This is a genomic window from Sphingomonas sp. GW822-FHT03G08, from assembly GCF_058801135.1.
In genome coordinates this window covers 946121-966116 of the sequence record NZ_JBXAMZ010000002.1, presented here as the reverse complement: position 1 = coordinate 966116, position 19996 = coordinate 946121, and the positions used below count along the sequence as shown (strand labels likewise).

14 protein-coding genes are annotated in these 19996 nt (G+C 67.5%); 4 read left to right on the top strand and 10 right to left on the bottom strand.

The genetic code is table 11. The features are described 5' to 3' along the window. Window positions 1–2184 (top strand): CHASE2 and HATPase_c domain-containing protein, encoded by a 2184-nt coding sequence (locus AC1RJ5_RS21605; protein WP_269575927.1) that lies wholly within the window; start codon window positions 1–3, stop codon window positions 2182–2184. Here AC1RJ5_RS21605 and AC1RJ5_RS21600 read toward each other — a convergent pair. The 8 genes from AC1RJ5_RS21600 to AC1RJ5_RS21565 form a co-directional block, all read right to left on the bottom strand. Beyond that, complete coding sequence (locus AC1RJ5_RS21600) at window positions 2152–2649, bottom strand: hypothetical protein (protein ID WP_493115649.1); 498 nt, start codon at window positions 2647–2649, stop codon at window positions 2152–2154. The two genes, AC1RJ5_RS21605 and AC1RJ5_RS21600, sit on opposite strands and share 33 nt — an antisense overlap. Before the next feature lie 169 nt (window positions 2650–2818). Further along, entirely contained in the window at window positions 2819–4243 is a 1425-nt protein-coding gene (locus tag AC1RJ5_RS21595; RefSeq protein ID WP_493115647.1) for a sensor domain-containing diguanylate cyclase, read from the bottom strand. Between the two features lie 231 nt (window positions 4244–4474). After that, window positions 4475–4807, bottom strand: coding sequence for a c-type cytochrome (locus AC1RJ5_RS21590; protein WP_493115645.1), 333 nt, complete (start codon window positions 4805–4807; stop codon window positions 4475–4477). 11 nt (window positions 4808–4818) lie between these two features. Next, the gene (locus AC1RJ5_RS21585; protein WP_342249883.1) at window positions 4819–6264 is read right to left on the bottom strand and encodes an alkaline phosphatase family protein; all 1446 of its coding nucleotides are present in this window, start codon (window positions 6262–6264) and stop codon (window positions 4819–4821) included. Between the two features lie 41 nt (window positions 6265–6305). Then, the gene (locus tag AC1RJ5_RS21580) at window positions 6306–9650 is read right to left on the bottom strand and encodes an outer membrane beta-barrel protein (RefSeq protein ID WP_493115642.1); all 3345 of its coding nucleotides are present in this window, start codon (window positions 9648–9650) and stop codon (window positions 6306–6308) included. A 92-nt stretch (window positions 9651–9742) separates the two neighbouring features. Next, window positions 9743–10750, bottom strand: coding sequence for a FecR family protein (locus AC1RJ5_RS21575; RefSeq protein ID WP_342249881.1), 1008 nt, complete (start codon window positions 10748–10750; stop codon window positions 9743–9745). Continuing rightward, window positions 10716–11318, bottom strand: a complete 603-nt coding sequence (locus AC1RJ5_RS21570; protein WP_493115640.1) for an RNA polymerase sigma factor — start codon at window positions 11316–11318, stop codon at window positions 10716–10718. The genes AC1RJ5_RS21575 and AC1RJ5_RS21570 overlap by 35 nt, the downstream gene beginning before the upstream one ends. A gap of 94 nt (window positions 11319–11412) precedes the next feature. Continuing rightward, the gene (locus AC1RJ5_RS21565; RefSeq protein WP_342249880.1) at window positions 11413–11772 is read right to left on the bottom strand and encodes a response regulator; all 360 of its coding nucleotides are present in this window, start codon (window positions 11770–11772) and stop codon (window positions 11413–11415) included. A 313-nt stretch (window positions 11773–12085) separates the two neighbouring features. Here AC1RJ5_RS21565 and AC1RJ5_RS21560 point away from each other — a divergent pair, with 313 nt between their 5' ends. From AC1RJ5_RS21560 to pgmB, 3 genes are all read left to right on the top strand, one after another. Continuing rightward, the gene (locus tag AC1RJ5_RS21560; protein WP_342249879.1) at window positions 12086–13126 is read left to right on the top strand and encodes a LacI family DNA-binding transcriptional regulator; all 1041 of its coding nucleotides are present in this window, start codon (window positions 12086–12088) and stop codon (window positions 13124–13126) included. Between the two features lie 121 nt (window positions 13127–13247). Next, window positions 13248–15467, top strand: coding sequence for a glycoside hydrolase family 65 protein (locus AC1RJ5_RS21555; protein WP_493115637.1), 2220 nt, complete (start codon window positions 13248–13250; stop codon window positions 15465–15467). Next, on the top strand, window positions 15464–16105 hold the full coding sequence (gene pgmB / locus AC1RJ5_RS21550) for a beta-phosphoglucomutase (RefSeq protein ID WP_269575938.1): 642 nt from the start codon (window positions 15464–15466) through the stop codon (window positions 16103–16105). Before AC1RJ5_RS21555 ends, pgmB begins: the two co-directional genes overlap by 4 nt. Window positions 16106–16274: 169 nt before the next feature. Here the strand turns inward: pgmB and AC1RJ5_RS21545 are convergent, their stop codons facing one another. Both AC1RJ5_RS21545 and AC1RJ5_RS21540 read right to left on the bottom strand, forming a co-directional pair. Next, complete coding sequence (locus AC1RJ5_RS21545) at window positions 16275–17498, bottom strand: MFS transporter (RefSeq protein ID WP_493115635.1); 1224 nt, start codon at window positions 17496–17498, stop codon at window positions 16275–16277. A gap of 69 nt (window positions 17499–17567) precedes the next feature. After that, window positions 17568–19811 carry a glycoside hydrolase family 3 N-terminal domain-containing protein gene (locus tag AC1RJ5_RS21540; protein ID WP_493115633.1) on the bottom strand — a complete coding sequence of 748 codons (2244 nt, stop codon included), beginning with the start codon at window positions 19809–19811 and terminating at the stop codon, window positions 17568–17570. Window positions 19812–19996: the final 185 nt, after the last annotated feature.

Sequence of the window (19996 nt, the reverse complement as noted above, 5' to 3'; positions counted from 1 at the left end):
TTGGCCCGCACCCGGCTGCTGCTGGAGTGGACGGCGATCGCCCTGCTGGCACTGGCCGTTTCCAGCGGCCTGGTGCTGGGTGGCGGCGTCTCCCGGCTGGACAGTGCGCTCTATGACGGCCTGGTCCGCTTCCGTGCCGCGCCGCCCTCCGACCGGATACTGATCGTCGCGATCGACGATGCCAGCGTTGCCGCGCTCGGCCATTGGCCTTGGCGCCGCGACATCCATGCCCAGGCGCTCGCGCGCATGACGGCGGCCCGGCCCGCCGCGATCGCCTATGACGTGCTCTTTACCGAGCCCGCCGCGCGCCCCGCCGAGGATCGGGCACTGGCCGGGTCGATGCGCCGCGCGCCGATCGCCCTGCCCATCCTGCTAGAGGCACCCGGCACCGCCGGCAGGGAATTCGACGCGACCCTTCCGATCTCGCCCGAGCGCGAGGCGGCGGCGGCGCTCGGCCACGTCGCGCTGCCGCACGATCCGGACGGCAGCGCCCGCGCCGCGCTGCTCGCCCTCGACATCGACGGCCACCCCTTCCCGCATCTCGCCGAGACGGCCTATCGGCTGGCCAACCGCGCGCCCTCGCCGGCCTTTGCCCACGCCGCCGCGCAGGGCGACTACCGGGTGTTCGTGCCCTATGCCGCAGCGGGCAGCTTCCGCACCGTGCCGTTCAAGGACGTGCTCGCGGGCGACGTTCCCCATGGCTTCCTCGAGAACAAGCTGATCCTGGTCGGCGCCACCGCGGCGGGCCTTGGCGACCGGCATTTCGTCGCGGGCGCGGGCACCCTGCCCGGCGTGGAGGTGCAGGCCAATCTGCTGAACGCGCTGCTCGCCGACCGCTTCGTCCAGCTCGCATCGACGCCGTGGCGCCTGCTCTTCGCCGGATTGCCCAGCATCATCCTGCTGCTGCTCTTCCTGCGGTTGCGGCCGACCCAGTCCCTGCTCGCAGCGCTGGCGATCTTCGCGGTGACGGCGACGCTGCCCATCATCCTGCTCCTGCTCGCCGGCATCTGGATCCCGCCGGTATCGGCACTGCTGGCGCTCGCGCTGGTCTATCCGCTCTGGGGATGGCGCCGGTTGAGCGCCATCCACCGCGCGATGTCCGATGAGCTGACCCGCTTCGGGGCGGACAGCGCCATCGCCCCTTCCGCGCCCGTGGGGCTCGATCCGACGGGCAGCAATGCGCTGGCGCTGAGCAGCTCGATTGCGCGCCTGCGCGATCTCAAGCAGTTCGTCGCGGACACGATCGAGGGGGTTGCCGATCCATTGATCGTGACGACCCTGTCAGGCGAGGTGCTCCTGGCCAACCAGCCCGCACAGCTGCTGCTCGACGGCCCGCTCGACCTGTCGGAAGTGGCGCGGCTGATCCAGGAACCGCCGGCGGAGGACTTGCGCCTTTCCGACGGACGCAGCTTCTCGCCGCGCAAGACCGCCCTCACCGGTGCGACTGCCGAGCAGCGCGGCTGGATTCTGCTGCTCGCCGACATCAGCGCGATCCGCGCCGCGGAGCGCGACCGCGAGGTCGCGATCGAGTTCCTCAGCCACGACATGCGCTCCCCCCAGGCCGCGATCGTGGCGCTGGTCGAGGGCGAACCGGGCAAGGATATTCCCGATAGTCTCGCGCGCCGGCTCACCGGCCATGCCCGCCGAACGCTGCGCCTGGCCGAGGATTTCGTACAGTTTGCCCGGCTGGAGACCGCTGCCTTCCAGCCCGAGGAAATCGACGTGGCGGATTGCCTGGCCGAAGCGAGCGACGCGGTCTGGCCGCTCGCCAACGCCAAGGGCGTGCGCGTCGTCGTCGATGCCGGCTTGGAACCGCACTGCATCCAGGGCGAGCACCAGGCATTGACGCGCACGCTGCTCAACCTGCTCGACAATGCCGTGAAATTCAGCCCAGAAGGGGGAGAGGTTCATTGCACCCTGGAAGCGGTGACGGAGGAAGGCGCACGCTGGCAGCGCGTCGAGGTGCGGGACGCCGGATCCGGCGTGCCCGCCGAACAGCTGCCCTGGCTGTTCGAGCGCTTCGGCCCGACATCGAAGGAGAAGAAGGGCCTAAGCGCCGGCCTGGGCCTCGCCTATGCCCGCACCGTGGCGGAGCGCCACAACGGCGTCCTGGTCTATCGCGCCGCACCAGGCGGCGGCGCCTGCTTCACCCTAGTCCTTCCCGCCAGTCCAGGGGCTGCCTGACAGGGCGGCGCGGGCCAGCAGCGGCAGCACCTTCCGGACCGAGCGCGGGCAGCGATGCGCGGTCGCCGCGCTCCGGAAGAGCACCCGACCGCTGTCCCGCGCGATCATCGCGACCGACAGGACATACTGGCTACGACGGCAGGTGGCGATGCCTTCGGGATCGTCGGGAACCGGCCTGACGCCCGGAAGCGCTACCTGGAGCGCCTTGCGCGCTACCGCGAACCCCACATCGACGCGGACCGACGCGGCAGGATCCTCCTGCAGGCCGGCTGCGACCAGGGCGCGACGCACTTCCTCGCGCGCCTCGATGCCGATCGGCGTACTGGTGTCCGTGCCGGCGATGGTGAAGCGCGTCGCTGGCGGCACCGAAGGCTCGCCGACGATCAGGTCGCTCCGCTCGATCGGCGCGACGCAACCGGCCAGAAGGGCGCAGAAGGCAGCCGTGATCCAGAAAGCACAACGCAATTCGTTCCCCCTCATGGTCCACCGGGGAGAACCATAGAGATGCCGCCGCCGAGCCTCAACTCGGCGGCGACTGCGACCGATGGGAGGTTCGCAACCATGCGTGTAACCGGTTAGATCATAGGAAGTCGCGCGCCATTTCGCCCGCTTTACAAGGTTTTACAAAGCCCGATCAGAAGCGGGTAACCACGACCCGGTCTCGCCCTTCCTTCTTCGCCCGGTACAATGCCTTGTCGCTCTCCCCGATGATGTCTGCAGGCGCGATCGCGCCGGGATCGGTCACCACCACACAGCCGCAGCTCATCGTCACGAAGGGCGAAATGGGCGACGCGGCATGCGGGAGCCGCGCCCGTGCCAGTTCGGTCGCGATATCCTCGAGCAGCTGTCGGGGCTGGTCTGTGCCGGGCAGCAACAGCATGAACTCCTCACCGCCATAGCGCGCGGCAAGGTCATAAGGCCGCCGGGCCGCGTCGGCGAGGATATCGGCGATCCGCTTCAGCGCGGCATCGCCGCGCACATGGCCGTAGCAATCATTGTAGAGCTTGAAGAAATCGACATCGACCATCGCCAGGGCAAGCGGCTGGCCCGTGCGCGCGGCATGCAGGCAGGCCCGTTTCAACGCTTCGTCGAAGCGGCGGCGGTTGGCGATACCGGTCAGCGCATCCTCGCCGGCCTGCCGCCCCAGCTCGGCGGTGCGCAGGGAAAGCGCCAGCTTCTCCTCTTCCAGCGAGAGATTCGCCTGCGTCAACCGTGCCTCGACCAGGCGGGCGCGCTCGCGAAGATCGGTGACGTCGCGGGCGATACTCACCAGGCCGTCGATCTCGCCCCGTTCGTTGCGATGCGGACTCCGGGTGATGAGGAAGATCCGTTCCCCGCCATCCACCCGGAAGACTTCCTCGGTGACGGAGCAGATGCCAGTCGACAGGACCTGCTCCTCCCCCGCGCGAAGGCGCATGCCGATCGCGTCGCCGAAGATCTCGATCGCGTTCCGGCCGAGGATTTCCCCGCGCGGCAACCCCGCCAGCGCCTCCGCGCTGCGATTGAGCATCAGGCAACGGCCCAGCCGATCCTGGAAAGCGATGACGTCGTCGGCGCTGTCCATAACCGCGCGCAGCTTTCCATGGACCGACTGGGCCTCTCGCGCCCTGTCGCGGGTGGAGATCCCGGGCGATGTGACACGGGGCGATGCGGGGAAGCCCAGGTTCCGCACGAACGCCATGAACAACTTGCGGCCGGCGACCATCTGGCAGGCAAGGCGAACCTCGGCCGGATAGGTGGTGCGATCCTTGCGGACGACGATCTGCGACAAGGTGGCGGCGGCCCCCGGAACCGCGGCGGCCCACAGCCTTGCGTTCGCAGCCCGCGCCCTGCCGCAGGATATCTCGTCGACCGTCAGCCCGGTCAGCTCCGCCCGGCTATAGCCCAGGTCGCGGCAGAAGCGGTCGTTCACGTCGAGGATGCGCCCGGTCATGTCATGCACCAGGAAACCGTCCGGCGAACCTTCGATCAGGATGCGGAGGCTGTCCGCGCCCATCGCCGGCACGTCCGGCACGATCTCCAGGGGATGCGCGCCCATCAGGCCCTGCGCCGCGCGCACGGGATCGCGCGCCCTTCCCCGTTCAGTTCCGGCCGATACCGGCAATAGTTGATCACGCCCCACCCAAGCTCTTCGCAAACCCGATACAGATCGCTGAGCCCATCCGGGATCAGCGCACCCACCGTATCCGCCAAAAGCTTTACCGAAGAACAGCCCCGCAATGTAAAATTCGTTTTACATTACAAGATTTTACAACGGCAATATCCGAGTCAAAGTGAGTTCGTTCTGCAGCTAGTTGCCCGCCCCGGTCGTCGCGAGCCGGCCATGGTTGGCCGCGGAGACTAGCGCGACGAGGTCCGCAGCGTCGGCCTGTGAAAGCGATCCGGGGTCGTCCTGTGGCATCGAGCGCCGGATCTTCTCGTAGAGCCTCACCGTCTGGCCGCGCCACTTCGCTTCGAACCGCGCCCCGGTCAGCGCCGGGGCTTCCTCGACGCCTTCGAAGCTGCGGCCGTGGCAATCGGCGCAGCGGGCGAGATAGACCGAGCGCCCGCGCTCCCCGACGGCAGGCCGGGGCAGCGCCGCTGCGGACAGCAACGCCACCACGCCCGGAAGCAGCAGGTGCAAATGCAGGCACCTCACTTGATTCGCTTGCGCGTGCCCTTCTCCTGCACCGGTAGCTGCTGTTCCGCGCCCGGCACCGGCGGATTGGGCAGGTTGGCCGCCGCATAGGTCGCGCGGTCAAGCATCGCCTGGGTGCCGGGCAGCGGCGGAAATCTGGTCGCGGACTGCTGGAAGCGGAATGCCGCGGTCAGGTCGCCGAATGCCTGGCGGCGCCATGCGCTGATATTGGGCTCGCGCACGCCGGTCACCTGCTCGCAGAACTGGAGCACCGAGGTATGGTCGAAGGGCTGGCTGCACACCCAGCCACCCGCCGTCCAGGGCGAGATCAGGATGCAAGGCACGCGGAAGCCGCCGCCGATCGGCAGGCCGTTGACGAACTCCTGCGGCGTGCCCGGCGCGGGCACCGGCGGCGCCACGTGATCGAACAGCCCGTCATTCTCGTCATAGTTGAGGATGAAGACGGTCTTGGCCCAGACTTCTGGATTGGCGGCGAGCTCGTTCAGCCGGTCGGCGATGAACTTGGCGCCGGCCGCCGGCATGTGTTCGGGGTGCTCGTTCGCCTCGGCGCTCGGCATGATCCAGGAGACGGCGGGCAAGCGGTCGTGCAGCACGTCCTGCGCGAAGGCGCCCTCGTCGGTGTCGGGCATGCCCTTCACCGCCAGCGGCGAGCCCGCCGGCGCTCCCCGGAACTGGGCGAAATACTTGAACAGATTGTGTGCGCGCTTGCCCTGCTCGCCATATTGATAGACCCGCCACGGCACGCCCGCCGCCTCGAGCCGCTCGGCATAGGTGGTCCAGCGGAAGCCCTCGGGCGGGGCCTTGTTGCTGATCACCGGGCCGCCACCGGTCGCCTCGGTGTCGATCATGCCGGTCATCCAGTAGAGCCGGTTCGGCCAGGTCGGCCCCATCACCGAGCAGTGATAGGCGTCGCAGATCGTGAACGCCTCGGCCAGCGCATAGTGGAACGGGATGTCCTCGCGCTTGAAATAGCCCATGGTGTAGGGCCCATCGGTGCCGTCCGCCGCGCGGTGCGCCGGCAGCCACTGGTCCATCCTGCCTCCGTTCCATGCCTGGTGCTGCACCTTCCAGGCATGGCTGGTCGAGGGCAGCTTCTGCGCGTTGGTGGTCGCGGTATCGAGGTGGAAGGGCAGCAGGTAGCCGGCCGGGTTCTCGGCGTCCGGCTGGTGGAACACGCTCCTGCCGTCCGGCAGCTTCAGCGCATCGGGATCGCCGAAGCCGCGCACGCCGGAGAGCGTGCCGAAATAGTGATCGAAGGAGCGGTTCTCCTGCATCAGCATCACCACATGCTTGATGTCCTTGATCGATCCGGCGCGGTTCGGCGCCTGCGCCAGCGCCTTCTGCACGTTTGGCGGCATCAGCGTGGTGGCGGCGGCGAGCGAGGCGAGCTGCGCTGCATCGGCGATCAGGCGGCGGCGGGTTAAGATCGGGGTATCTGCCATGGGAAGGTTCCGCTGGTTGCGATGAAAGGAGTACGCGCGCCCTAGAAGCGTGCGCGGATGCCGAACGTGCCGGTGCGGCCGTTCTGGACGAAGATGGCGCTGTGGTTCGGGAAGCTGCTCGCGCTGGTGGCAAGCGTGCCCGGCACGATCACGTTGTAGGGCTGGCTGAGCAGGTTGTTCACCGAGAAATAGGCCTCCCAATGCTTCACCAGCTTGATCCGGCCCGACACGCTCAGATCGGTGCGCGCCTGGAACCAGCTCGGCGTGGTGGAGCGGTATTTGTCGTCGTTCCACAGCATGTTGACGAAGAGCTTCACCGGCCCCTTCTCGTACATCAGCGCCGCCGATCCGATGTTCTTGCCGACACGGGTGATCGGCTCGCTCGGCTCGTTGTGCATGAAGCCGCCGCGTACCGACAGCCCGTCGAACGGCGCGGGCAGCCAGCTCAGCGCATGCTGGAACGAGACCTCGATCCCCTTGATGCTCACCACGCCGAGCTGGCGATAGGTGGTGTAGGTATAGTCGGCATAGGACGGGTCGTCGGCATAGCCGCCGGCCGCGCTGCCCACCTCCGCGGCGCTCAGCCCCTCCTGCAGGTCGGCCAGGCCGTCGATGCGGTTGTAGTAGAAGCCCGCGGTGAACAGGCCGACCGACTTGAAATAGTGCGAGAGCCGGACCGAGATATTGTCCGACATCGCCGGGGTCAGGCCTGGATTGGGCACCGAGATCACCTTGTCGGCATCGTCAACGCTGGCGCTGCCGGCGATCGCGTTGAGGCCCGGGCGCAGGATGGTGCGGCTATATCCCACTTCGGCATCGGTGCTGCGGGCGAAGGTGAACTTGGCCGAGGCGCTCGGATAGAGCTTGAAATAGTCGCCCTTGATCGCCTGATAACCGTTGGTCCGGAACTGATAGTCGACACAGGGAATGGTGGTGGCGATCCCGGTCGAGGCGGTGACCGCGCACTTCACGCCGTTCACCGTCGCTGCCTTAACGTCGGTGGCCGAGAGCGGCGACCAGCCCCAGCTGGTGTTGGCTGTCCATTCGGCACGCAGGCCGGCACGCAGCTTGAGCTTGCCGATCTGCGCGGTCGCCATGCCATAGGCGGCCTTGATGTTCTCCTGGAACCGCGTGTTGTTCGAATAATTGGCCGCGGCGTAGTTCGCGGCGGTGAGCGTGTGCGTCCACTCGTCCGGATGGGTGGCGTACATCTCGTAGAGCTTGCTCATGTCGATCATCGGCACATAGGACGAGCCCGAGATCGAGGTGAAGCTGGCGTTGCTCTTGTCCCACGAGGTGCGGGTGTAGGGGCCGGTCACCGCCGCGAGGAACGCCGCGTTCGAGAGGCCGCCGGTATAGGTGTAGAGATTGTCGCCCGAGGTATCGCCGAAGCGATAGACCGTGTCGGTGACCTTGAAGCCCGCCTTGAAGGTGATCGGCACATTGCCGAACTGCGCGTCATAGCTGGCGTTCAGCCCGCCCGACTTCTCGTAGATAAAGGCATTGGCGCCGCTGGTGGTGCGGATCTGCGGCGCGGCGGAGAGAGTATAGGAGCCCGTCTTGCTCCAGTCCGGCCCGCTCACCTGGGTGATGTCCCAATCGGTATAGGCCAGGCTCGAGCTGCCCTTCACCGCCGAGAAGTTGCCGGTCGAGGTCACCGTCGGGATGAACGAGGTGACCTGCCCCATGTGCGGCGAGTCATAATAGGACCTGGAATCCGAATAGGCGAAATAGCCGTCGAGATGCAGGTTGCCGCGGTTCCACTCGAAGCTCGGCGCGATGATATTGCCCTTGTTGACCTTGTACTGGGTGGAGTTCGCCGCCTGGAAGGTCTTGGTCGTGGCCGGGTTCAGCGTCGTATAGTCGCTGAGGATATCGCCGCTCACGCCATTGGTGCGGGCGCCGGTGGTGAAGGTCGCGTCGGACTGGTTCTGATAGACATTGCCGCGATAGGCGATGCCGAGCAGCGACACGGTCAGCCGGTCGTCCACCTTGAAGTCGATCACCGTCGAGGCGGTGCGCCGCGTCGTCTGGCGCGCCGAGGTCTCGAACTCCATCGACGTGAAGGCGAGCGGATCAGGGCTCTTGGCGGTCGGCACATAGTTGCGGCTCATGGTGAGCTGCTCGCGCTCGATATAGCTGTTGTTGTAGCCCAGCGAGAGCATCACGCCGAGCCGCCGGTTGAAGAAGCTGTTGGCGTAGAAGAACGATGCCTCGGGCAGGAAGCGATCCTTCCCGTAGCCGCGCGGATCGGGGCCGGTGTGGATGGTGCCGTCGAGCATGTTCTCGTGGCTGAAGCCGCCGACCGAGATTACCAGCGCCTGCTTCTTCCGGTCATAGGCATGCTTGGTACGCAGATCGATGATGCCGGCCGGGGCATCGGCATTGTTGTCGGCGCTGACAGTCTTGTAGACCGTCACGGAATCGATCGCCGACATCGAGATCGATTCATAGCTGAAGATCCGCGCGGCGGCCGCCGAATTGGCATAGCCCGACGGCGCATTGGCATTGGCCGACACCACGTCCATGCCGTTCAGCTGGGTGCGGGTATATTCCGCCGGCAGGCCGCGCAGGAAGGCGTAGAGCGAGCTGCCATTGGTGCCGTCCACATCGATGCCCGGCATGAATTTCAGGAACTCGGCCGGATTGCCGCCGGCGATGTCGCCATAGGCATCGGTCGACAGCACATCGACGATGTTCATCGACTTGCGCTGCTGCATGATCTCCTGCGCATAGTCCTCGCGCGCGCCGTTCACGACGATGCGGTTGCTCGCCTGCTCGCCGTCCGCCCCGCTCTCGCTCAGGCTGAAGTCGAGCTTCGCGGTCTTGCGCGGCTGGACCTGCACGTCCGCTTCCTCGGTCGCATAGCCGGTGAAATGGACCGACACCCTGGCCGGCCCGGCCGGCACGTCGTTGAAGCGATAGGCGCCGCCTTCGCCCGAGGTGGCCGAACGGCGTTCCCCGTTGGCAGCGACCAGCTCGACGATCGCGGCGCGCAGATAGTCGCCGCTCGTCGTGTTGGCGACCTGGCCGGCAACCGTACCCCGCCCGCTCACCTGGGCGGCATTGTGGCCGGGCGCCCGGCGCGAGCGCAGCGTGATGACCTGGCCATCGTCGCTGGCGATCTCCAGCGCGGTGCCGGCAATCAGGCGATGCAGGGCCTGCCGCACATCCATGGCCCCCTTGATCGCCGGCGTGCGCACACCGGCCAGGTCACGGGCCGACGCGATGACCTGGATCTGCGCCTGGCGGGCGAATTCCGGAATGGCCTTGACCGCGGTCTGTGCGGGAATGTCGAAGCTGCGGACCTGCGCGAAAGCCGGCGCCGTTGCCGTGCATGCGGCAAGGATCGCCGTGGTCGAGAGAATGGCATTCCGGGAAAACATGGTTCTGGGACCCCCAATCCGTGCGGCGGGCGCCGCACCCTTTGGTGGCTGAGAGACCTGGCGGAGAAAGTTCCGCCATTCCGGCGCTAAATTTAGGGACGTCCCTGGGTTCGGCTGAGCACCACCGTGTTGCCGCTCTGCTCGATCCGCGCTCCGAACAGGCTGGCAACCGCGCGGCTGAAGCCGATCGGATCGCTGGCTGCGAACAGTCCGGCAACGGGTTCGCGCGCCAGCGAAGGATCGCGGATCTCGATGCGGACCTTGCTGTAGCGCGCGAACTCGGCGGCGGCGTCGATCAGCGCCTCCCCCTCAAAGGCGATCTTGCCTTCACGCCAGACAAGCTCGCGCGAGACGAGGTCCGGCGCGATCGCTTGCGGGATGGGCAGCTGCCCGATCGGACTTTCCAACGGGAATACCAGCCGGCTGCCCTGGGGAAGCTGCAACGGCGCAGAGGCGCTTGCCGCCACCAACGCGAGCCCGCCCTGATCGGCCAGGATATCGACCGGCTTGCCCTCGAGCTTGCGCACGCGGAAGGTGCCGCGCGTAGCGCGAACCCTTTTGCCGGGCAGCTCGACGAAAAAGGGGCGGCCCGGGTCGGCGAGAACGGTGAAGAAGGCTTCGCCGTAGAGCAGCTCGACGCTGCGCTCGCGGGGCCCGTAGTGCACCTTCACGCTGGTCTGCGTGTTGAGCATCATCGTCGATCCATCCTCGAGCGTGACGAGGCGGACCTCCCCCAGTTCGGTGGTGATCGCGGCGGCTGGCAGGCTGATCCCCAGTGCCACGACCGACGCCGCGATCGCGCCTCCCGTACCGATCATCGCGAGCATCGATCGTCGCGTGACGCGCCGGGTGCGCGGCTGCGGTGCGGGTTCGGGCACGGCAAACTGCTTCGGGTCGAACTGCGGGCCCAATGCTCGGGCGGACTCGCTCAGCATCCCCAGGGCATTGGCGCGCAGCATCGCGCCGCGCCGGCGGGGATCGCCGGCCAGCCAGTCGTTCAGCGCCTGCGATTCCGCTTCCGATAGCCCCCGATCGAGCCTGGCGATCCAGTCGGCGGCTTGCTCGTCAATGGATCGACTGGTTTCTCGCTCGATCGTCAAAAGCGCTACTCTCCATTTCCCTTTCCCTAGAGGCTTTTGCCAGAGCTTTTCCGCCATGGCCAAACCAATCGATCAGGAAACGAAGCCCCCGCGAGATATGCTTCTCGACCGTATTCTCCGAAATCGCCATGCGCGCGGCGATCTCGCGCTGGGACAGTCCGTCCACCCGGCGCAGCATGAAGGCCTGCTGCGTCTTCGCCGGCATCGCCCCGATCGCCTGGGCCAGCCGCCCCAGTTCGTCGCGATCGATCGAAACCTGTTCGGGGGATGGGCGATCATCCGCCATATCCAGCTCGCCGAGATCCTCCACGGTGTGGATCGACACGACCCGGGCGCGGCGGACATGGCGGGTGATTACTGAACGGGCGACCTGGAACAGATAGGCGCGCGGATTGCGGATGCCGTCGATCCCGTCGAGATCGACCAGGATCGCATAGGATTCCTGGATGATGTCGTCGACATCGAGGCCGATCGGCTGGCGCCGGGCAAGCCAGCTGCGCAGCGCCGGTTCATGCGGCAGGATGTTGCGCAGGAACCATCGCGTCCGTTCGCGGTCAATCGCGTGCATCGGCCATCCCTGCTGGGTGCAACTCGATCCCGCCGGGCGGCGAGTCGGCATTCCGTTAGGCGGCGAATGTGACAGTCTGAGTTTGGAGAACTGCTCAATCAAGCCCGGCGAATATCCCCCGGAGCTGGTCCAGGTCGACCGGCTTGGACAGGACGAAATCGACATGGGCGGGCGCCTGGTCGTCCGTCGCCATCCGGCGCCCCCATCCCGTCAGCAGGATCACCGGGGTGTCGGGGAATATCGCCTTGGCCGTACGCGCGACCTGGTTGCCGTCGACATGCGGCATGCCCAGGTCGGTGATGATGACATCGAAACCCTCGCCCTTCCGCGATGCGTGCTGCATGGCATCGATCCCCGCCTGACCGCCTCCCGCGGCGGTGACGCCATGCCCGCTCAGACAAGAAAGTCGGCATCCGCTGCCACTTGAGGCACGTCCGGTCCGGTCACAAAGCACCAGACCACGAAAGAGCAGATACAGACATATCTTCCCTCGAACCGATCTTAACCTGGATCATACAGGGAAATACTTTGCAATCCACCCTCATCACTTCCACGAGATAGCTTAGGTATATTTCCTGATGCCCAATTTCTCCAAGCATCGCGGGCCGGACGGGCGCATTCACCTGCCTGCGGTGCACGCCGTTATCTTGTGAATGCTCCGCCCCTTCGTCAAAACGAGGCACGCGCCAGCAGGTTCTTCCGCAATCCGGTCCGCATGTTGCGCTTGAGCAGTTGATGCCTGTCGATTCCACGCCATAGTGGCGGCAATGACGAAGAAATCGGCAAGCAAGAACGAACAGCGCCCCAAGCCCGGTGCCCGCCTGACGATGCAGGACATCGCGCGGCTGGCGCAGGTCTCCACGCCCACCGTCTCACGCGTGCTGAACGGCAGCCCGCTGGTGACCGAGGAGACGCGCGAGCGCGTGATGGCAGTGGCGCAGGCGCATGGCTATGCGGTCAACCGCAACGCCGCCAAGCTGCGCCACACCCGCACCAATACCGTGGCGGTGATGCTTGATTTCGGCTCGCACCGGCATGGCGCGATCGGCGATCCCTTCATCTTCGAGCTGCTCGCCGGGGTGTCCGAGGCGCTGTCGATCCGCAACCAGGATCTCCTCCTTTCCCCGCCCGGGCTCGAGGACGTCCGCGCCTTTCGCGATTTCTACCAGGCACGCGGCGCCGACGGGTTCATCGTGCTCGGCCAGGGCACGCGGGACGCGATGCTGCGCGAGCTGGGCCGCGCCGATGTGCCGCTGGTCGTCTGGGGGGCGGTCGCCCCCGATGCCGGCTATTGTGCGATCGGCAGCGACAATTTCCTGGGCGGCGAGCTGGCCGGGCGGCATTTCCTGGCGAAGAAGCGCAAGCACTGGCTGTTCGTCGGCGACATCCGGCATGAGGAGCTGCGCCTCCGCTATGAGGGCCTGTGCGCGGCGGCGAAGGAGCAGGACGACGTCACCGTCGATTTCCTGCCGATCGCCTCGATGGCCTTCCACGCCACCGCCGATACGGTGACTGCCTATCTCGCCGCGGGCCGCCTGCCCGATGCGGTGTTCGCCTTTTCGGACACCGCCGCGATGGCGGTGATCGGTGCGTTCAAGGAACGCGGCCTCGCCGCCCCCACCGATTATTCGCTGGTCGGCTACAACAACATCCCGCCTGCAGCGCATTTCAGCCCTGCGATCACCACGATCAACCAGAAGACCGACGTGGCCGGCGCACTGCTCGTCGAGAAGCTGATGCAGCAAGTCGATGGCGGCCGCGCGCGCTCGACCACGCTGCCGACGGAGATCGTGGTTCGGGATACCTGACCGGCGGCGGCCCAACTCTCCCTCGTCATCCGAAACTGGAAACACCAACCGGTCCTTTATCCTTGAAAACGATATCAAAGACCCTGTATCGCACCACTCGATAAGAGTTGGGGAGCGGGTGTTGGCTCGAGTATTGAACGGCGCGGACGATGGTGTGCTCTTCGCGGAGGACGGCTGGTCGCTCGATGTGATCGGCGACGACCCCGCCCGCGAAGGCTGGGCCGCGACGATTCTCGCTCTCTCGAACGGCGCACTGGGTGTGCGCGGCGCCATCGAGGAGCGCGCCGAGGCGACGACCTTCCTTGCCCATGCCTATGAACAGGCGCCGATCCATTATCACGAAAAGCTGAAGGGCTTTGCCGCCACCTCCGATTCGCGCGTCCCCGTTGCCGAGGGGCTCGGCCTCGAGGTCCGGCTGGACGGCGAAGCAATCGATTTCAGCGCCCTCCGCTCGGCCACCCGCCGCACGCTCGACCTGCGCGCCGGCATGCTCCGCCGCGAGACGCGCTGGTCCTTTCCCGATGGACGGCTGCTGCGCATCCGCAGCGAGCGGATCGTGCCGCTCGATGGCAGCACCCTGCTGCTCCGCCGTTTCCAGGCCGAGATCGACGGGGAGGCCGACGTCACCCTCCACCCCCGCCTCGCCCCCGCTCCCAGCGGCGCCGCGCAGTCGGACGACCCGCGCATCGGCGTGAATCTTGCCTCGCGCGGGTTCGAGACCGAACAGGCAACCGATGAACAGATCGTCGAGCGGCTGCCCGGCAGCGGCATCGGTGTCGCCGCGGTTCAGCGGATTGGCGAGGAAGATGGCTGGCTGCTGGTCGCCACCGGCTTCGCGGCAGGCCGCGACGCTTCCGAGACACTGGTCGCCGATGCCGGCGCGCTGGCCGGCACCGCGCTGGCCGACGGCTTCGTCGCCGCCGCCGCTACCCAGGCCGCCTTGCTCGACCGCTTCTGGGCCGCCGCCGACCTTTCCATCGCCGGAGAGCCGCGCCTTGCCGCGACGCTGCGCGCCAACCTGTTCCACCTCTTCGCCTCTGCGGGCCGCGACGGCCGCTCGAGCGCCGCCGCCAAGGGCCTGACCGGCGAAGGCTATGAGGGCCATTATTTCTGGGACACCGAAGCGTTCATGCTGCCGGTGCTCTCGGTACTGGCGCCGGAGATCGCCCGGGCGATGCTGGTGTACCGCGCCGGCACGCTCGATGCGGCCTTCGCCAATGCCCGCGCGCTCGACCACAAGCAGGGCGCGCTATACGCCTGGCGGACGATCGAGGGCCGCGAATGCTCGGCCCATTATCCGAGCGGATCGGCGCAATATCACATCAATGCGGCCATCGCCTTCGCGATCGGCGCCTATGTCGATGCGACCGGCGACGATGCTTTCCTGGTCGAGCACGGCGTGCGCATGCTCGTCGAGACCGCACGGATCTGGCTGGCGCTGGGCGATTGGGCGGATGGCAAGTTCCACCTGCGCGGCGTCACCGGCCCGGACGAATATACCGCGCTGATTGACGATAACTGGTACACCAACCGGATGGCCCAGAAGCATCTGCGCCTCGCCATCTCGGCCGCCGACCGGGTCTCCGCGCTCGATCCGGAAGCCTGGGGTTGGCTCGCCGCCGAGATGCAGCTCGGCGCCGAGGAACTGGCGGAGTTCACGCGCGTCGCCGATGCGATGCATTTGCCGTTCGATGCCGAACGCAACCTCGATGCGCAGGATGCGAGCTTCCTCGACAAGCCGCGCTGGGACGTTGCCGGCACGCCCGCATCGGACTTCCCGCTGCTGCTCAACTACCACCCGATGACGCTCTACCGGCATCAGGTCTCGAAGCAGGCGGATATCGTCCTCGCCATGGTGCTGGGCGGCGAGGAGGTCTCGGCGGAGCGCAAGCGCCGGGTGTTCGACCATTACGAGCCGATCACCACGCACGATTCCACCCTCTCCGCTTCCACCTTCGCGATCCTCGCCAGTGAGGTCGGGCACGAGGCACAGGCGCTCGATTTCTTCGCCGAGACCAGCCTGGTCGATATCGACGATCGTCACGGCAATACCGGCCACGGCGTCCATATGGCCGCGCTTGCCGGCTCCTGGCTGGCACTGGTCTGGGGGTTCGCGGGTTTCCGCCCCTATGGCCCGCAGCTCCGCTTCCGCCCGACCCGTCCGGCCGCCTGGCCCGGCTACAGCTTCGGCCTCAACTGGCGCGGCACGCTGGTGCGCGTCGAAGTGGCGGGCGAGCAGATCACCTATAGCGCCGTCTCGGGGCCCGCGATCGTGATCGGCCACCACGATGCCGAGATCGCCCTCGCTCCCGGCGAGAGCTGGACGGGCCTGCTGGCATGAACCTCAAGGGTGTCGCCTTCGACCTGGACGGGGTGCTGACCGACACCGCCCGTGCGCATTACCGCGCCTGGAAGAAGCTTGCCGACAGTCTTGGCATCCGCTTCGACGAGGAAGCGAACGAAGCGCTAAAGGGGGTAGACCGGATGGGCAGCCTGGCGCTGATCCTCGGCGACCGTCCCGGCTATGGCGAGACCAAGCGCCTCCGCCTCGCTGCGCAGAAGAACGACTGGTATCTCCAGGAGATCGCCCATTTCGGGCCTGCGGACCTGTTCCCCGGCGCCCGCGAGGCGCTGGAGCAGTGCCGCGCCGCCGGACTGCGCATCGCCCTCGCCTCGGCCAGCCGCAACGCGCCGTTGCTGGTCGCACGGATGCAGGTGGCCGACCTGTTCGACACGATCATCGACCCCGCCAGCCTCGCCGCCGGCAAGCCCGCGCCAGACATCTTCCTTGCCGCCGCCCGGGCGCTGGGCGCCGCTCCCGCCGAGATGCTCGGCGTCGAGGATGCTCCCGCGGGGGTCGAGGCGATCCATGCCGCCGGCATGAAGGCCGTCGGGGTCGGCACCCCGGCCGCGCTCCCCAAAGCCGACTGGATCATCCCGGCGATCGCCGACTTCGACCTGGCCGCCTACTCGGCCTGACGGCTCCCTCCCGCCATCCCTTCCCCCACACCCCGGGGATGGCGGACCTAGTTCCCCGGCGAGGGCCCAGTAGCGCGCCGCTTGCCAGGCCCGGCCTTCTCCGGGGAACCATCTTTTCCAGAAGCATTCCAACCCTGTTCCCCGGCTTCCGCCGGGGAACAGGTAGCGCCTAAATCTTCCGCGTCAGGCGCTCGAGCCGCACCAGTGCGAGCGCAATCAGCACCAGCGGCACCAGCACCAGGTAGAAGGCGGTCTGGCCCGAGAAGCGGTCGAAGGTGAAGCCGGTGATGAACGATCCGATCGTGCCGCCCAGCGCCGAGAAGATCACCATCAGCCCGACCATCGCGGCGTGCCTTTCACGCGGCAGCGCGCTCAGCACCACCGAGGAGACGATCGGGTAGATCGGCGCCATGAACACGCCGATCAGCGGGAAGATGTACGCGGCGATCGGCGCGTCGAACCAGCCCATCTCCGCGCGCGGCTGCAGCCCCTGGGTGGTCGGCAGGGTGAGCAGCACCAGCGCCGCGAGTTGGCTCAGGCAGCCGAGCAGCAGCCTGAGCCAACCGAGCCGGGCGACCAGCCCGCTCGCGCTCAGCCGCCCCACCGCAAGCGCGGCGATGAAGATGCTCGACGCCTGCACGCTCATCGCGCCGGGCAGGTGGAGCACCTGGTTGTTGAAGGTCGGCAGCCAGGTGCCGACGCCCTGCTCGATCAGCACATAGAGGAAGATCGCGGTGAGGAAGGCGATGGTCGAGGGCAGCACCAGCAGCGCCAGCGCATCGCGGTAGCCGCCGGCCGCCTGGCCTTCGACGGCGCGGGCGCCGCTCTCGTCGAGATCGGCGAACCACCACAGGATCGCTGCCAGCACCGCCAGCACCGCGACCACCCGGTAGACGCCCAGCCAGCCCTGCCCGGTCGTGTCCTGGCCGATGAACCAGCCGAACAGCCAGATGCCGGCGAGGATGCCGACCATGAACACGCCTTCGATCAGCGAGGTCAGGCTGGCGTGGCGGGCGGGATCCGGGCGAACCAGCCCGATCGAGCTGTAGGTCGCCACCTTGGCGATGCCGAAGCACAGGCCGACCAGCACGAAGAACAGCTGCATCGCCCAGAAGCTGTTGGCGAAGCTGATCGCCACCGCCCCGGCCGCCACCGCCAGCATCACCCCGATCTGTGCGCGGCGGAAACCGAAGCGCGGGAGCGTGGTCGCGAACAGGAACGAGGCGACCACCACCGACAGGTCCTTGCACGCCTCGAGCGTCGCGGCATGGGTCTTGGTGACGCCGTAATGCGCGATCGACTGGAGGATCACGGTGCCGACGCTGTTCATCAGCAGCCCGAGCAGGGCGTAGCTGGTGATCAGGGCGGGTACCGCCCAGGCTGCGCGCTTCATGGATGATCCTCTCTCGTCGCTTTGTCCGGCGCAGCCAAGCAGATCATGCAATGCATTTCAACGCCTGCTTCACAGGGCCTCGAATTGGCTGTGGAGTTCCTCGCCCCCGGCGCTCACCCAAAGGTCGAACACCCCCGGCTCGGCCCGCCACTGCCCGTCCGCCGCGACCAGCGCCAACTCGCCATAGGGAATGGCCAAGGTCACCACCCGCCGCTCGCCGGGATCGAGCGTGATCCGGGCATAGGCCTTCATCTGCCGCACCGGCCGGGTCCGGCTGGCGACACGATCATGCACATCAGCCCGCACGAACGCCGCGCCGCGCCGGAGCCCGGCATTGGTGACGGCAACGCGGACCTGCACCGCCTCGCCCTTCGCCACCCGTGCCGGGGCCTGCAGCTCGGCCAAAGCGAAGCGCGTATAGCCCTGCCCGCTGCCGAACGGGAACAGCGCCCGGTCCGGCGCATCGCGCCAATGGCTGCGGCCCGGCTCCATCGGATCAGCGTCTCCCGCCGGCCGCCCGGTGCTGCGCCGATCATAGGACCAGGGCTGCTGCCCGGTGGCGAGCGGGAAGCTGACCGGCAGCCGCCCGGTCGTCTCACGCACCCCGAACAGGACATCCGCCACTGCCGGCCCGGTCTGCTCGCCGAGGAACCAGGTGCAGAGGATCGCCGGCGCATCGCGCACCGCCCCTTCCAGCGCCAGCGCACGCCCGTGGCGCAGCAGCACCACCACCGGCTTGCCCGTGTTCGAAACCGCTTCGGCCAACGCCTGCTGCGCCGCCGGCACAGTGATCTCAACCCGGCTGTTGCCCTCACCCGACATCTCGCCCGCCTCGCCGATCGCGAGCAACACCACATCCGCCGCCTTGGCCGCCGCCACCGCCCGCGCGACACCTCCGGCGAGCGGTTCGTGGATCCCGCTCCCCGCCTCCACCGCCAGCGCTGCGGGATCGGCGAGCATCGCGCGGATGCCGGTCGCCAGGTCGATCCCGTCCCCAGCATCGCCGGCAAAGGACCAGGGTCCATTGAGGTTCGCCTTGTCCGCCCCGAACGGGCCGATCAGCGCGATCTTCTTCCCCTTCACCGGCAGCGGCAGCAGATCTCCCGCGTTCCGCAGCAGCACGATCGAGCGCGTCGCCACTTCCCGCGCAATCGCCTTGATCGCAGGCGTCGCAGTCCGCTTCTTCTCGGCGACGGCATCGAGCGAGCGGAAGGGATCGTCGAACAGGCCCAGCGTTTCCTTGAGCGCCAGCACCCGCCGCACCGCCTCGTCCACCCGCGCCATCGGCACCTTGCCGTTCTCGACCAGCGCCGGGAGATATTTGTTGTAGAGCCCGCTCTGCATCGAGACATCGACGCCCGCCAGGATCGCCAGCCGCGCCGCATCCGCCTCGTCCGCGGCAACGCCGTGCGCGATCAGTTCGCGATCGGCGTCATAGTCGGAGACGCAGACGCCCGCGAAACCCAGCTCGCCACGCAGCACATCGGTGAGCAGCCAGCGATTGGCGGTTGCCGGCACGCCATTGAAGTCGGTGAACGACGCGATCGTCGCCAGCGCACCCGCGCCGAACCCGGCGGCAAAGGGCGGGAGATAGGTCTCACGCAGCTCGGCCAGGCTCATGTCGACCGCAGCATATTCCATGCCGCCGCGCACCGCCGAATAGCCGGCGAAATGCTTGGGCGTCGCGAGCAGGCTGTCCGCCCGGCGCAGATCCTTCCCCTGGAAACCGCGCACTCGCGCGGCGGCAAGCTGGCGGTTGAGCAGCACATCCTCGCCCGCCCCCTCGGCCACCCGCCCCCAGCGCTGGTCGCGCGCGACATCGACCACCGGCGCGAAGGTCCAGTGCAGTCCGCCGGCGCTGGCCTCCTCCGCCACCGCCCGTGCCGCGCGCTCGGACAGCGCGGGATCGAACGCCGCCGCCTCGGCCAACGGGGTCGGGAAGACGGTGCGACAGCCATGTATCACGTCGGCCGCGAAGATCAGCGGGATGCCGAGCCGGCTCCGTAGCGCCGCGGCCTGCGCCTTGCGCGCGCCAGCCACGCCATAGCCGTTGAACAACATCCCCACCCGACCGGCGGTGATATCGGCGAGCATCGCATCGGCGCCGCGCGGATCGACCACCGGATTGAACACCGCGCCGACCGGACGGATCTCGTCGTTGAAGCAGCTGAGCTGTCCCGCCTTCTCCGCGATCGTCATCCGCGCGATCAGCCCCTCGATCCGCGCCGATGCCGCGCGCGCCCGGACCGGCAGCAAACCGTGCAGCGCCGCCTGCGCCGATCCCGCCATCAAGGCACGCCGGTTGATTCGCATGCCCCCTGCGCCACCCGCGCTTTTCTGTGTCAAAATCTCTCTCCCGCGTGGCGTAGCATTGCAACGAAGCCCGCCGAAATCCGTTGGTTTCGGCACCTGTTGCACCAGCGCACCAGTGCTTGGCAAATTCCGCGTGACAGTTGCAGAAAACGATTTCATTATGCGGGCGTCGTGATTAATCGAGC

Bases quoted from the DNA above. Each gene is read 5' to 3' on its own strand.
- AC1RJ5_RS21580 (WP_493115642.1), bottom strand. From the start codon at position 9,650: ATGTTTTCCCGGAATGCCATTCTCTCGACCACGGCGATCCTTGCCGCA.
- AC1RJ5_RS21585 (WP_342249883.1), bottom strand. From the start codon at position 6,264: ATGGCAGATACCCCGATCTTAACCCGCCGCCGCCTGATCGCCGATGCA.
- AC1RJ5_RS21545 (WP_493115635.1), bottom strand. From the start codon at position 17,498: ATGAAGCGCGCAGCCTGGGCGGTACCCGCCCTGATCACCAGCTACGCC.
- AC1RJ5_RS21560 (WP_342249879.1), top strand. From the start codon at position 12,086: ATGACGAAGAAATCGGCAAGCAAGAACGAACAGCGCCCCAAGCCCGGT.
- pgmB (WP_269575938.1), top strand. From the start codon at position 15,464: ATGAACCTCAAGGGTGTCGCCTTCGACCTGGACGGGGTGCTGACCGAC.
- AC1RJ5_RS21570 (WP_493115640.1), bottom strand. From the start codon at position 11,318: ATGCACGCGATTGACCGCGAACGGACGCGATGGTTCCTGCGCAACATC.
- AC1RJ5_RS21540 (WP_493115633.1), bottom strand. From the start codon at position 19,811: ATGCGAATCAACCGGCGTGCCTTGATGGCGGGATCGGCGCAGGCGGCG.